The sequence below is a fragment of the Streptomyces sp. NPDC018019 genome, from assembly GCF_044327805.1.
Taxonomy (GTDB): domain Bacteria; phylum Actinomycetota; class Actinomycetes; order Streptomycetales; family Streptomycetaceae; genus Streptomyces.
In genome coordinates this window covers 55071-68096 of sequence record NZ_JBIRGD010000020.1, presented here as the reverse complement: position 1 = coordinate 68096, position 13026 = coordinate 55071, and the positions used below count along the sequence as shown (strand labels likewise).

10 protein-coding genes are annotated in these 13026 nt (G+C 73.2%); 6 read left to right on the top strand and 4 right to left on the bottom strand.

Going from position 1 to position 13026, the window contains the following annotated elements; translation table 11 throughout:
- Positions 1-61: 61 nt before the first annotated feature.
- From ACH4FX_RS29065 to ACH4FX_RS29050, 4 genes are all read left to right on the top strand, one after another.
- Complete coding sequence (locus tag ACH4FX_RS29065; RefSeq protein ID WP_398483849.1) at positions 62-1882, top strand: FAD-dependent oxidoreductase; 1821 nt, start codon at positions 62-64, stop codon at positions 1880-1882.
- Positions 1883-2149: 267 nt separating this feature from the next.
- Complete coding sequence (locus tag ACH4FX_RS29060; protein WP_398484008.1) at positions 2150-4564, top strand: HelD family protein; 2415 nt, start codon at positions 2150-2152, stop codon at positions 4562-4564.
- A 224-nt stretch (positions 4565-4788) separates the two neighbouring features.
- Positions 4789-5811 carry an alpha/beta fold hydrolase gene (locus ACH4FX_RS29055; protein WP_398483847.1) on the top strand — a complete coding sequence of 341 codons (1023 nt, stop codon included), beginning with the start codon at positions 4789-4791 and terminating at the stop codon, positions 5809-5811.
- A gap of 586 nt (positions 5812-6397) precedes the next feature.
- A complete protein-coding gene (locus ACH4FX_RS29050) occupies positions 6398-7387 on the top strand; it encodes a hypothetical protein (protein WP_398483846.1) in 990 nt (329 codons plus the stop codon).
- A 70-nt stretch (positions 7388-7457) separates the two neighbouring features.
- On the opposite strand, the gene ACH4FX_RS29045 is transcribed toward ACH4FX_RS29050, so the two are convergent.
- Positions 7458-7850: a tautomerase family protein gene (locus ACH4FX_RS29045; protein ID WP_398483844.1), complete on the bottom strand. Its 393-nt coding sequence runs from the start codon at positions 7848-7850 to the stop codon at positions 7458-7460.
- Between the two features lie 190 nt (positions 7851-8040).
- Between ACH4FX_RS29045 and ACH4FX_RS29040 the strand changes: the two genes are divergently transcribed.
- Positions 8041-8514 (top strand): carboxymuconolactone decarboxylase family protein, encoded by a 474-nt coding sequence (locus tag ACH4FX_RS29040; protein WP_398483842.1) that lies wholly within the window; start codon positions 8041-8043, stop codon positions 8512-8514.
- A 64-nt stretch (positions 8515-8578) separates the two neighbouring features.
- Here the strand turns inward: ACH4FX_RS29040 and ACH4FX_RS29035 are convergent, their stop codons facing one another.
- Together ACH4FX_RS29035 and ACH4FX_RS29030 are read right to left on the bottom strand one after the other, a co-directional pair.
- Positions 8579-9889, bottom strand: a complete 1311-nt coding sequence (locus ACH4FX_RS29035) for a phytase (protein WP_398483840.1) — start codon at positions 9887-9889, stop codon at positions 8579-8581.
- Between the two features lie 146 nt (positions 9890-10035).
- A complete protein-coding gene (locus ACH4FX_RS29030) occupies positions 10036-10926 on the bottom strand; it encodes a sigma-70 family RNA polymerase sigma factor (protein WP_398483838.1) in 891 nt (296 codons plus the stop codon).
- 73 nt (positions 10927-10999) lie between these two features.
- Between ACH4FX_RS29030 and ACH4FX_RS29025 the strand changes: the two genes are divergently transcribed.
- On the top strand, positions 11000-11743 hold the full coding sequence (locus ACH4FX_RS29025; RefSeq protein ID WP_398483836.1) for an FMN-dependent NADH-azoreductase: 744 nt from the start codon (positions 11000-11002) through the stop codon (positions 11741-11743).
- A gap of 35 nt (positions 11744-11778) precedes the next feature.
- Here ACH4FX_RS29025 and ACH4FX_RS29020 read toward each other — a convergent pair whose 3' ends face one another.
- Positions 11779-12930, bottom strand: coding sequence for a PP2C family protein-serine/threonine phosphatase (locus tag ACH4FX_RS29020; RefSeq protein ID WP_398483835.1), 1152 nt, complete (start codon positions 12928-12930; stop codon positions 11779-11781).
- Positions 12931-13026 lie beyond the last annotated feature (96 nt).

Here is a 13026-nt window from a genome sequence, read left to right as displayed (position 1 = left end):
TCGTGGCCGTGGCTACTGTCGCCTGCCCCATCGGGAGCTACCGGAAGGGCAGGAGTGACGCATGACGGACGGACAGCACGGAGACCGGGGACCGGCCGGAAGAGCGGAGCAAGGGCCGGGCCGCAGGCAGGTGTTGCGGTACGGAGCGGCCACGGCGGGTGCCCTGGGGGTCGCGGCGCTCCCCGACGCCGCGCCGGCGGTCGCGGCCGGGCGCCGGCCGGGCCGGTCGGTGGCCGTACTGGGCGCCGGCGTCGGCGGGCTGACCGCCGCACACGAACTGGCCGAACGCGGCTTCCAGGTGACGGTGTACGAGCGCAAGGCGCTGGGCGGCAAGGCACGCAGCATCCCCGTACCCGGTACCGGCACCGGCGGGCGGCGGGACCTGCCGGGCGAACACGGGCACCGCGGGGTGTTCGGCTTCTACCACAACCTCCCGGACACCCTGCGGCGCATCCCGTACCCGGGCAACGCCCACGGCGTCCACGACAACCTCACCTCCGTTCCGTGGATCGCCTTCGCCCGCGACGACGGACGGGCCGACCTGCCGATCCCCACCACCCCGTTCGAGGGGCGGACGCTCGACGTGGACGCGCTGCGGCGCATGCTGGTCGGTGCCGTGCAGCAGCTCTTCCACCTGCCGTTGCACGAAGCCGCCTTCTTCGCCCGCCAGCTGGCCATCCTGATGACCAGCAGCAGGGAGCGCGCGTTCGGGCAGTGGGAACACATCAAGTGGCTGGACTTCCTCGCCGTCGAAGGCAAGTCCGCCGAGTACGCGAAGCTGTTCGGCGGCGGCGCCCAGGTCATCCAGGCGCTCAAACCCGAGGACGCCAGCAGCCGCACCTGCGGGCAGGGGGTGGAGGCGATCCTCTTCTCGCTGCTCCAGCGCGGTACCGACGGCCCCTCCAACAGGATCTTCAACGGTCCGACCAGCGAGGCGTGGATCGACCCGTGGGCGCGACACCTGCGCGGCCTCGGTGTGCGCTTCGCGATGGACCACACCGTGGACGCCCTCGAACTGAGCGGCGGGCGCATCACGGCGGCCCGCGCCGCCACGCCCGCGGGTCCGGTCCGTATCGAGGCGGACTGGTTCGTGGCGGCCGTACCGGCCGAACGCGCGCGGGCGCTGTGGAGCGCGCCGATCCGCGCGGCGGACCGGCGGCTCGCCGGCATGGACCGCCTGCGCACCACCTGGTCGCACGGCATCCAGTACTTCCTGCGCCGCCCCGTCCCGGTGGTGCAGGGGCACGTGGCGTACATCGACTCGCCCTGGTCGCTGGTCTCGATCAGCCAGTCGCAGTTCTGGCGGAGCGACTTCCCGCGCACCTGGGGCGACGGGCAGGCGCGGGACTCGTTCTCCGTCGTGGTCTCCGACTGGGACGCCCCGGGTGCCCTGTACGGCAAGCCCGCCAAGCAGTGCACGCGCCAGGAGATCGCGGCCGAGGTGTGGGCGCAGATGAAGGCGGCCCTGGAGGACACCGGGCGCACCTACCTGCCGGACGACGTCCTGCACTCGTGGTTCCTCGACCCGGCCGTCTCCGGGACCGGCGGGCCCGAACCGGCCAACGACGAGCCGTACCTGCTCAACGACGCCGGGTCCTGGGAGCACCGCCCCGACGCGGCGACCGCGATCCCGAACCTGTTCCTGGCCGCCGACTACGTCCGGACGTACAGCAACGTCGACTTCACGTCGATGGAGACCGCGAACGAGGCCGGCCGGCGTGCCGCGAACGCGCTGCTGGGCGCCGCGGGATCGGGCGCCGACCGCGTCCGGCTGTTCGCCGGGTACCGGCCGCCGGAATTCGAGGCGGCCAAACTCCTGGACGCGACCCGCTACCGGCTCGGCCTGCCGCACATTCTCGACACCCCATGGCCGCTCCCGTAACGGCGCCGGCGCTCACCGTGCCCTGACACCGGCACTCCGGCAGCCCTTGCTTCCCGCTCTGCCCGTCCGGCGCTCCGCGCCCGAGCGCACCACCGTTCCCGCAGCTCACGCCGGGTACCCGGAGAAAAGGAAATACCCCGGACCGATTGACGGCCGGGGTATTTCTCTGAGTATATTGGGTGTTTCCATGTCTAGCGGAGTTCTTGAACATGGCCCACCCGATACAGCACACGATATCCGAGCGGAGCTGAATTGTCAAACGAGGAATTGCGGCAGGAGCAGGAATTCACCGACCTGCTCTACGAGTGCCTCGCCGAACTGCGGGCCGGAGCCGAATCCGCCGTCGAGCGGGCGCTGCCGCTGGAGGGGAACAACTTCCAGGCGCGGCTGGAGCGCGACGTGACGGTGGCCGAGCAGTCCGGACTGCTGGCCGCCCTCGACGCGGGGGAGAACGGCCTGTGCTTCGGCCGGCTGGCGTTCCGGGACGGCGCCGACCACCACATCGGCCGCATCGGCATCCGCCGCGACGACGCGGACCGTACGCCGATGGTCATCGACTGGCGCGCCGACATGGCCCGCCCGTTCTACCTCGCCACCGGCCACACCCCCATGGGCCTGCGCCGCCGGCGCCACATCACCACGCAGGGCCGGCGGGTCACCGCCCTGCACGACGAGATCCTGGACCTGACCGACACCGAACGCACCGGCCACGAGGGCACCGACGCGGACGCCGTGCTCCTGGCGGCCCTGGACGCCGCCCGCACCGGCAGGATGCACGACATCGTGCAGACCATCCAGGCCGAACAGGACCGGATCATCCGCGCCCCGCACCGCGGCGTCCTGGTCGTGGAGGGCGGTCCCGGCACCGGCAAGACCGCCGTCGCCCTGCACCGCGCCGCGTACCTGCTGTACGCCCACCGCGAGCAGCTGGCCCGCCGCGCCGTGCTGATCGTCGGCCCCAACCCGGCGTTCCTCGGCTACATCGAGGAGGTGCTGCCCTCGCTCGGCGAGACGGGCGTGCTGCTCGCCACGCCCGCCGAGCTGTTCCCCGGCGTGACCGCGACCGGCACCGACACTGCGCGGGCCGCCGAGGTCAAGGGCGGCGCGGCGATGGCGGACGCGGTGGCGGCGTACGTCCGCGACCGCCAGTCCCTGCCCGACCCCGCCCTCGTCATCGACCACGAGGACGGCGAACTGCTGCTGGACGCGGACATCGCCGCCGCGGCCCGGGAGCACGCGCGCGCCACCCGGCTGCCGCACAACCTGGCCCGCCCGTACTTCGCGTTCCACGTCATCGACGCGCTCACCGCGCAGCTGGCCGACCGGATCGGCGCCGACCCGTACGGCGGACCGAACCTCCTCGGCCCGGACGACATCGCCCAGCTCGGCAAGGCGGTGGCGGCCAGCCCCGAGGTGCACGCCGCGATCCAGGAGCTGTGGCCGGAACTCACTCCGCAGCAGCTGGTCGCCGACTTCCTCGCCGACCCCGTGCACCTCCCGGAAGCCGACGCCGACGCCATCCGTCGCGCGCCCGGCCACCACGGGCCCTGGCCGGCCGAGGACGACTGGACGCCCGCCGACGTGCCGCTGCTGGACGAGGCCGCCGAACTGCTCGGCGAGGACGACTCCGCGGCCCGCGCCGCCGAGGAGGCGGAGCGCCAGGAGCGCATCAAGTACGCGCAGGGCGTCCTCGACCTCTCGTACGGCTCCCGCACCCAGGAGTTCGAGGACAAGGACGACGAGGACTCCGAGGTGCTGGCCGCGCACGACCTGATCGACGCGGACCGGCTCGCCGACCGCCAGGAGGAGGCCGACCACCGCAGCGCCGCCGAGCGGGCGGCGGCCGACCGCACCTGGGCGTTCGGGCACATCATCGTGGACGAGGCGCAGGAGCTGTCCGCGATGACCTGGCGGCTGCTGATGCGGCGCTGCCCGACCCGTTCCCTGACGCTGGTCGGCGACCCGGCGCAGACCGCGGAGCCGGGCGGCTGCGGCGCGTGGGAACCGATCCTCGCGCCGTACGTGGAGGACCGGTGGGAACACGTCCGGCTGGGCGTCAACTACCGGACACCGAGCGAGATCATGGAGATCGCCGCGCAGGTGCCGCGCTCCACGGACCCCTCCTTCGAACCGCCGCGCTCGATCCGCTCCACCGGTGTGCGCCCCTGGTCGCTCGGCACCACCGACGACGACCTGCCGCGGGCGGTCGCCGACGCGGTCGTACGGGAGACGGCCGACGGGGCGCAGGCCCGTACCGCGGGCGGGAACCGCGGTGCCGACGGTGCGGCGGAAGGCGGTCCGGTGGAGGACGGACCGGTGGAGGACGGTCCGGCAGGGAGCGGTGCGCCGGAGGGCCGGCTCGCGGTCATCGCCCCGCGGGCCCACCACGCGGCCCTGTCCGCCACGCTGTCCGCCGCCGTGCCCGAGCTGTCCGCCGGCCCGGACCTCGACCTGACCCGCCCGGTCGTCCTGCTCGACCCGCGGCAGGCCAAGGGCCTGGAATTCGACACCGTGATCGTGGTCGAGCCGGCCGAGTTCGGCACCAGTGACCTGTACGTCGCGCTCACCCGGGCCACCCAGCGGCTGGGCGTCGTCCACGCGGCGGCGCTCCCCGCGGCGCTGCGGTCCCTGGCGGAGGCCGCACCGCACCGGGAGGCGGAGGCGGCCGGCGCCGGCCGCTGACCGTACGGCACGTCCGCCTCCTCGGCCGGCGACCGTACGGTCCGGGGCGCCGCACACCGTGCGCGGCGCCCCGGACCGCCGGACCCCGGGCCGTTTGCCGAACCGGCAACAACCCTTGGACGGGGCGTGGGCCGCACTGGATGATCACACCCGATGACGTGCGGAGACCGTACGCAGATCGTGTGGAGCCGTACGGCGCCGGACGACGGAACGAGGAGACCACGATGCATCAGCACGCCGACGCAGCCGCTCCGCCCGCGGACCGGGCACCGCACCGTGCCGGACACCGGGCGGAACACCGGCTGGTGGAAGTCCCCGGCGGCCGCATCCACCTGGTCGAACAGGGCACCGGCCCGCTGGTGCTGCTGCTCCACGGCTTCCCGGAGACCTGGCGCTCCTGGCGCCACCAGCTGCCGGCCCTGGCCGCCGCGGGCTTCCGCGCCGTCGCCGTGGACGTGCGCGGCTACGGACGCTCCTCGAAGCCGGCCGATGTCGCTGCCTACCGGATGACGGCGCACGTGGCCGACAACGTCGCGGTCGTACACGCCCTGGGCGAGCGCACCGCGACCGTCGTCGGCCACGACTGGGGCGCCACCATCGCCGCCGACACCGCGCTGCTGCGGCCCGACGTCTTCACCGCCGTGGGCCTGCTGGGCGTGCCGTACGCGCCCCGCAACGGGTTCCGGCCGTCGGACGCCTTCGGGATGATCGGCGGGGACGAGGAGTTCTACGTCGGCTACTTCCAGCGGCCCGGCCGCGCGGAGGCGGAGATCGAGCCGGACGTCCGCGGCTGGCTCCAGGGCTTCTACGCCAGCCTGTCCGCCGACACCATGGCCCCCGAAGGGAGCCCCAGCTGCTTCTTCGTCCCGCCCGGCGAGAAGATGTCCGCCCGGTTCGTCCAGGGCGTCCGCCCGGCGTGGCTGCCCGAGGCCGAACTCGACGAGATCGCCGCGGAGTTCGAGCGCACGGGGCTCACGGGCGGACTCAACCGCTACCGCAACGTCGACCGGGACTGGGAGGACCTCGCCCCCTGGGACGGCGCGCCGATCACCCAGCCGTCCCTCTTCATCGGCGGGGACCGCGACGCGTCCGCCACCTGGCTGGCCGACGCCATCGCAGCCTTCCCCACCACGCTCCCCGGCCTCTCCGCCACGCATCTGCTCAAGGACTGCGGCCACTGGATCCAGCAGGAACGGCCCGACGAGGTGAACCGCATCCTGACCGGGTGGCTCCGCTCACTGACCTGAGGAACCGGCGTTCCACGGGGCCGGTGCGGGCGGTACCGGGCCCGGGGCGGTTACTGCACGTATTCGGAGAGGGCGCGCACCAAGCCTGCCCACCTGCCGGCCCGACCGCCAAGCGAGCTGCTGCCCCTGGCCACCTGGCCAGGGGGGCAGCTCGCTTGGGACTTCAGCAGAAAACGTCCAGTGGGACCGCCAGGTCGTGCGGATCCAGACCCCGGTCCGTCCAGGCCTTCATCTCGTCCCAGCCGCCTTGCCGGTCCCGACGAGCCCCGGCGCCGCACAACGCGCCGCTCTCGTCAAACTGCACCGCAACTTGCCCATGCCTTTGCCCGATTGGCCGGCGTAGCCCGAACACAGCATGTCGCGGCGGAGCCGCGCTGCCCATCTGGTGTGCGCCCGTCGGGCGTCAGTGCGGGGGAGTGGCGCGGAGTCGCCCCTGCGGGGGTGTCTTTTCGGCCGGTTGCGTACCGGTCGGCGCACCGGCCGCGTCCGGGGCGCTTCGGCCTACGGCCCGACCGGGCAGCTTCCCCGTCTACACCGTTTGAACACGTGCTGTACGGGAGTGCTGGTGGGACGCGACAAAGATCTCATGACGGCTCTGCTCAACGTCCGCAAGGTGCTCGGCGAAGAGATCTCGGGACTGGGCCGGCGTCTGGACGACTCGCGGCGCGAAGTGCTGGAGCGCCTCGGCGCGGAAACGGCGGACCTGCGCGATGAGGGACGGGAGACCCGGGACCGCGTGAACCGCGGCGCCACCGCCGCCGCGGAGGCGGAGCGGTCGGTGGTGCAGCTGCGACAGGAACTCGCCGAGGTACGGCAGTCGATCGCCGGACTCCAGCAGACGCTGGACACTCTGGCGCAGCATCCGAGGTTCCGTACGGAGCCCCCTGCTCACCAGGGCGAATCCGGTGAGAAGGGCGAGTCCGGCGAGAGGGAAGAGCCCGGCTGGGACGATCCGGAACCGGTCGATGCCGGGCAGGTGACGCCCTTCCCGCCACTGGCGAGCGGCGCCGAGGACGAGAACGCGGGAGCGGACGAGGCCACCGACGCAGATGACGAGGACGGAGGCGGTGACGACGGAGATGACCAGGACGGTGTCGGCCCGGCCGCCGACGCCGATGACGACCCCGGCACCGACGGCGCACCCGTGGGCGACACGGTGAGCGTCCCCCTCGGCTACCCGCCCCGGTCGCACATCCGCCGTGAGACGCAGGAAGACATCGACCACGGCGTGCTGCTGCTGAAGGCGGCCCAGGCCGGAACGGTGGTCCTGGTCTGCCACCGCGAGGCGTGGGAGTTCTTCACGGCCTGTGCGGCCGACAACGAGCACTACCGCGCCGCCCACGAACTCGCGGACGAGGGCGACGGCCGGGTACGGGCCGTGCTGTCCGGCCGCTCCGTCATCGGCGCGCTCATCGCCCTGCGGCAGACTCGCGACGACCGTCAGCTGGACGGTACTTGGGCCCTGGCAAGCGCCTTCTACTCCCGTATCGCCGAGGGGCTGCGCACCACGGGCCGGGGCGGCGGGCGGCCGCTGACCGTGGTCTTCGACGACGGTGTGGGCGGCGGGCCGGACTGACCGCCGCCCGGGCCGGCCGGCTCCAGCCGCAGGTCGACACCTACGGCGCCCTGCCCGGCGGGCAGTTCGTCTAGTCGGCCGTGTCGGCGTACTGCGCCAGCCCGTGCCCGAAGGACCAGTCGGCCGACCCGTTCTCGGTCACGGTGACGAACACGTTCCGCGGCTCCGCGCCCGCGTAGGCGTGGGCGAGTTCGGCGATCCGCCGGTACAGCGCCCGTTTCTGTACGGGCGTCCGGCCGGACCGCATCGTTATCGCGATGTAGACGATGCCGTCGTCGCGGTCCGGGCCGAGGTAACCGCCGTAGCGCAGCGTGCCGTTGGTGCCGTCGTGGTCCGTGAGGACCTGGAACAGGTCGTCCGGCGGGATGCCGATCGTCTCTCCGAGGGCGTCGTGCACGGCGCGGCCGAGCGCGGCGAGTCGCTCGGGTCCGGCCCGCAGTGCGTCGATACGGACAAAAGGCATGGTGGTGGCTCTCCTTCCGGTGTGCCGGTCCTGTGTCCCGGCCGGAATGATCGTACATACCAGTAGGTACAGAAGGCTCCGCGGGTTCGGCGAGTGACGCAGGTCACTTCCGGTTCTGTCACATCAGGGCGAGCCGTCCCGTCATAGGTGTGCAGTCAACGACAACGGCAGAAACGGCAGAGGAGCCACCATGGACGCCCGTTTGAACCTTCTCGGCAACGCGACCGCAGGCAAGTTCCTGAAGCACGTCATCTCGGCCGGGCGGGTCCTGTCGGACTCGGCGCTGCCGGCCGCGACGCAGGAGCTGGTGAAGATCCGCGCGAGCCAGATCAACGGCTGCGGAGCCTGCACCGACATGCACACCAAGGAAGCCGCCGCTGCCGGTGAGACGTCGGTGCGCCTGAACCTGGTCGCGGTGTGGCGGGAGGCCACGGTCTTCACCGAGGCCGAGCGCGCCGCGCTGGAGCTGACGGAGCAGGGCACCCGCATCGCGGACGCGGCCGGCGGGGTCCCGGACCACGTCTGGGCGAACGCCGCCAAGCACTACGACGAGGAGCAGCTCGCCGCGCTGGTGTCCCTGATCGCCCTCATCAACGCCTTCAACCGGATGAACGTCATCGTCCAGCAGCCCGCGGGCGACTACCGGCTCGGCCAGTTCGCGTGACCGGCGCCGGGGGGCGGAGTGCGTGCCACTTTGCCCCCGGCGGCCGTCCGCGGTCGTTCGCGGATCAGTCGTCGACGGTGTGCAGCACGTCCCGCAGGTCGACGAACTTGAAGTCCGTCGAAGGGCGTTCTCCGTCCCCGGGGGTGTCGTGCCCGTCCTGGACGACGAGCAGCCCCTTCGGGTACTTGGCGCCCAGCGGCGCCTTCAGCGCGGCGGCGCCGTCGCACTCCTCCGAACCGTCCAGGGCCGGTGAGGCGGCGGTGACGCGGAAGCCGCCCTCGTACTCGTTGTCGTCGGACATCTCGCGGTCGTAGGCGACGAAGGTGTCGTCGCCCTGACTGGAGGCCAGCAGGTAGCCGTCGCCGTCGGGCTCGGTGACCAGGGTCAGGCCCTCCACGTCGGCCGTCAGGTGCCGTCCGCCGTATCCCGGGTCGGCGCCCGCGACGCACTTCTCGGTCGCCTCGTCGTAGGTGGCGGGGACACCGTATTCGCGGACCTTGTCGACCAGTTCCGGTGTACCGGTCAGATCGGCGCGCAGCCGCCAGATCCCGACGTCCTCCTGCCCCGCGTACAGCGTGCCGTTGTCCTGATCGACCACCATGCCCTCGACCTGCGGGAGTTCGCCCGGTTCGGCGCAGGGGGACCAGGACCCGCCGTTGGGGAGGCGGAAGGCGGCGGGCAGGTCCAGGGTGCGCACCGTGCGGTAGCCGACCGTACCGCCGGCGCCGGGGGTCAGCTCCAGAAGGGCGAGGGTCGTCCGCTCGCGGCGGCTGACCAGGGCGTACGAGCGGCCGGTGGTCCGGTCGGTCCAGGTGGCCAGGCCGTACGCGGTGCGCTGTCCGTCGATCTCCTGCTGGGAGGCGGAGAAGACCGGCGGGGCCGCGGGGTCGGTCACGTCGGTGAGCGGGCCGCCGGGGCGGTCGCGGTCGATGCGGTAGAAGCGCAGCCGGTCGCCGCCGCGGTCGCTGACCACCGCGAGGTCGGCACGGCCCGAGGGCAGCCGCAGGCCGGATATCAGGTCGACGTTGTTGAACCGGCCGGCGGCGTGGCCGGGACCGGGTGCGGCGGGCGCGGGCAGCGACTGCACCTCGCGGGCGTCGAGGTCGTAGACCCGCAGGCCGCCCTTCTTCGCGGTGGCGATCACCAGGCTGCGGCCCGGGTCGGCGGCGTTGCGCCAGATCGCCGGGTCGTCGGCGTCGGCCTCGCCGCCGGCCGCGTCGTCGTGCAGGGCCGCGGTCTCGGCCCGCGGGGTGACGGCGGGCGGCGCGGCGGACGAGGCGGCTTGGGCCGGCAACGGCACGGCCGCGAGGCCGAGTGCCGTCAGTGCCGTGGCGAGCGCGAGCCGTGCCGTCCGGGCGCTGCGGGGGGTGGCCACGTAGGGGCTCCTTCATGTCGGGAGGATGGTGGAAGGGGAAAGCAGGGGGAGTCTGGGACGCTCGGGTGACGGTTTACCGGCAGGTAACGTTTCCGGGGTGCGTGCGACAGGTGAACGGCCCGTGCTGTGAGGGGAGTTGGGGCCGTTCAGTCGAGGACGCCGATGTCCAGTCGCCGGAGGCGTGCCGGGGCGGCGAAGACCTCGTAGCCGGTGATCAGGTCGTTCTCGATGGTGAAGGTCAGCGCGTACCGCAGACGGCCGTGCGGGGCCACGAGGAGGCCCACCGTGCCGTTGACGAGGGCCGGTTCGGCCTGCCGGGAGCGGTGGGCGAAGAGGAGGGTGCCCTCGGCCACGGCCCGCGCGCCGCGGAGTTCGGGTGCCACCCCCGGTGGCAGCGCGGTGGGGTCGGCACGGCGTACGACATCGGGGTCCAGCAGCGCGAGGACCGCCGGGAGGTCGCCGGCGCGGACGGCGGTCAGGAACGCCGAGATGACGCGGCGGTGCCGGGCGAGGTCGGCCGCCGGGACGACGGGCGTGCCCCGTACCTTGTGGCGCGCGCGGCTGGCGAGCTTCTTCGTCGCGACCGGCGTGCGCTCCACGAGGGGGGCGATCTCGTGGAACGGCACCGCGTACATGTCGTGCAGAACGAGGACGACACGTTCGGCGGGGCCCAGCCGGTCCAGCACCACGAGCAGCGCCCGGCTCACCGAGTCGGTCAGGAGGGCCGTGTCCTCCGGCCCCTCAGGGCCGTCCGGCGCGACGGAAGCCGGGACCTCGTCGAAGGCCGGTAGCTCGGCCAGGTCTTCCCGGCGCGACGTCCGCGTACGCAGCACGTCGAGGCAGATGCGTGTGACCACCGTCCGTAGCCAGCCGTCCAGGTTGTCCACCGCGTCCGCGTCCACGCGGCTCAGGCGCAGCCATGCCTCCTGTACGGCGTCGTCGGCCTCCTCCGGGGAGCCGAGCATCCGGTGTGCGACCGCCCGCAGCCGGTCGCGCTGCCCCTCGAAACGTTCCGCCAGCCCCTCGCGCGCGTCCACCGGTCACCTTTCCTCGTTGTGCTCCGTCACAGGTGATGACGGACGCACCGCCCGAGAAGTGACAGGAGAACCGATGACGTCCCTGCTGCACCTGGATTCCAGCGCCGACCGCTCCGGCCGGTCGGTCAGCAGGCAGCTGACCGCCCTGTTCGCCGACACCTGGCGCGCCGTGCACGGCACGGCCGGATACCGCTACCGGGACCTGGCCGCCGACCCCGTGCCCCCGCTGGACACCGCCTACTGCTCACTCGGCCGGCGGGTCGAGGAACGCGGCCTCGTCCCGCCGGACGAGGTGGACGCACTGATCACCGACGCCGCCGAGCGACGGGCGTGGGCGCTGACCCGCCCGCTGGTCGGCGAACTGCTGGCGGCCGGCACCGTGGTGATCGGCGCGCCGATGTACCACTACTCGGTGCCCGCCGCGCTGAAGGCGTGGATGGACCGGGTGGGGTTCCCCGGGGCGTTCACCGGCCAGGAGACCGGGCAGCGCCTGCTGCACGGGACCCGGGTCGTGGTGATCAGCTCGCGGGGCGGGGCGTACGGGCCGGGCACCCCGCGGGAGGGGTGGGACGTCCAGACGCCCTGCCTACGGGCGTACTTCGGCGAGCTGGGGGTGGCGGCGGACGACATCCGGTTCATCAGCGCCGAGCTGACGATGGCCGGTCTGGTGCCGCGGCTGGCGCGGTTCCGGCCGCTGGCGGCCGGCTCGCTCGACGCGGCGCGGGCCGAGGTGACCGCACTGGCCGGTGCCGTGCCGGAGGCGCCGGCCGCCGGACGGGCCGCCCGCCCGGCCACCCCGTCCGCCCGGCCCGCCTGACCCGGTCCCGGGCCCCGTCCCGTGCGGGGCCCGTCTCACCCCTTCCGGGCCGCCGTCTTCCCGAACCAGTCCAGGCACAGCACCAGCGCGTCGTCCACCGACTCCGCGTCGCGGTGCTCGGTGAGGTCGCGCAGGATGGCGCGGGGCACGCTCGCCGCGGGGAGCAGGCTGGTGGCGTGTATCGCGCGCGCGAGGGCGTGCTCGCCGTACTCCTCGCCCGGCGGCGAGACCGCCCCGTACACGCCGTCGCTGACGAACAGGAGCCGGTCGCCGGGCAGCACCTCGAATTCCTGGACGACGTACTGCGTCTCCTCGAACATGCCGAGCGGCAGCTGCGGCTCGAAGGGCACCCGGTCGATGGTCCGGCCCCGGCGCCGCCACAGCTGCGGGGAGCCGGCGTCCACGACCTCCACCCGCCCGGTCGCCAGCCGGAAGCGCAGCAGCAGCGTCGACACGTAGGCGGAGCCGCGGTACTGCCCGTAGAGGGCCTGGTCGGCGAGGGCCGCCTGGTCGGCGATGCCGATGCCGGCGCGGCGGGCGTTGCGCAGCGCGTTGACCGTGAGGTGGGTGAGCAGGGACGCCTCGATGCCGGTGCCCATGCCGTTGGTGACGGCGAGGGTCAGCTCGTCCGCGTCCGAGGCCCAGTCGTAGTTGTCGCCGTGGATCGCGTAGGCCGGTTCGAGCTGCGCGCCGATGGCGTACTCCTCGGCCACGCAGGCCCGCGCGGGCAGCAGCTGCCACTGCATCTCGGCGGCCAGGGTGAGCCGGGTGGTGCGGCGGGCCCGCTGGTAGACGTCGGTGTCGCGCTCGGCGACGAGCAGTTCGTGGCCGAGCAGGTCCGCGGCGTACACGAGGTCGTCGGCGACCCCCGGCCCGTTGCGGTCGCCGGGCAGCCGGACGGTCAGGATGCCGAGCCGTTCGCCGCGGACCGTCACCGGCAGGTGGTGGTCGACGGCGCCGCCGTGCCGGACCTGCCGCTGGTGCGGCTCCTGGCTGCCGAAGGCCCGCCCTTCCGGGGTGTTGGAGATGGACAGGGCGCCGGGGCAGTCCTCGCCGAGCGAGGCGAAGGGCCTGAGCACCGTGCCGCCGTAATCCGCGAGGAACAGTTGGACGGACGTGGCTCCACAGGCCGCGGCGAGTGCCTCGCGCAGCGTGTCCACCAACGCGTGCGGTGCCGATGCGCGCACGGCTCTTTCCACATCACAGCTCAGGGTCACGGGCTCTCAAACATTCTGGTTCCGGTGGATTTCGACATGGCCGGGCTGACGCGAGCGGCCGGAGGG

Bases quoted from the DNA above. Each gene is read 5' to 3' on its own strand.
- ACH4FX_RS29040 (WP_398483842.1), top strand. From the start codon at position 8,041: ATGGACGCCCGTTTGAACCTTCTCGGCAACGCGACCGCAGGCAAGTTC.
- ACH4FX_RS29050 (WP_398483846.1), top strand. From the start codon at position 6,398: ATGACGGCTCTGCTCAACGTCCGCAAGGTGCTCGGCGAAGAGATCTCG.
- ACH4FX_RS29065 (WP_398483849.1), top strand. From the start codon at position 62: ATGACGGACGGACAGCACGGAGACCGGGGACCGGCCGGAAGAGCGGAG.
- ACH4FX_RS29055 (WP_398483847.1), top strand. From the start codon at position 4,789: ATGCATCAGCACGCCGACGCAGCCGCTCCGCCCGCGGACCGGGCACCG.
- ACH4FX_RS29025 (WP_398483836.1), top strand. From the start codon at position 11,000: ATGACGTCCCTGCTGCACCTGGATTCCAGCGCCGACCGCTCCGGCCGG.
- ACH4FX_RS29045 (WP_398483844.1), bottom strand. From the start codon at position 7,850: ATGCCTTTTGTCCGTATCGACGCACTGCGGGCCGGACCCGAGCGACTC.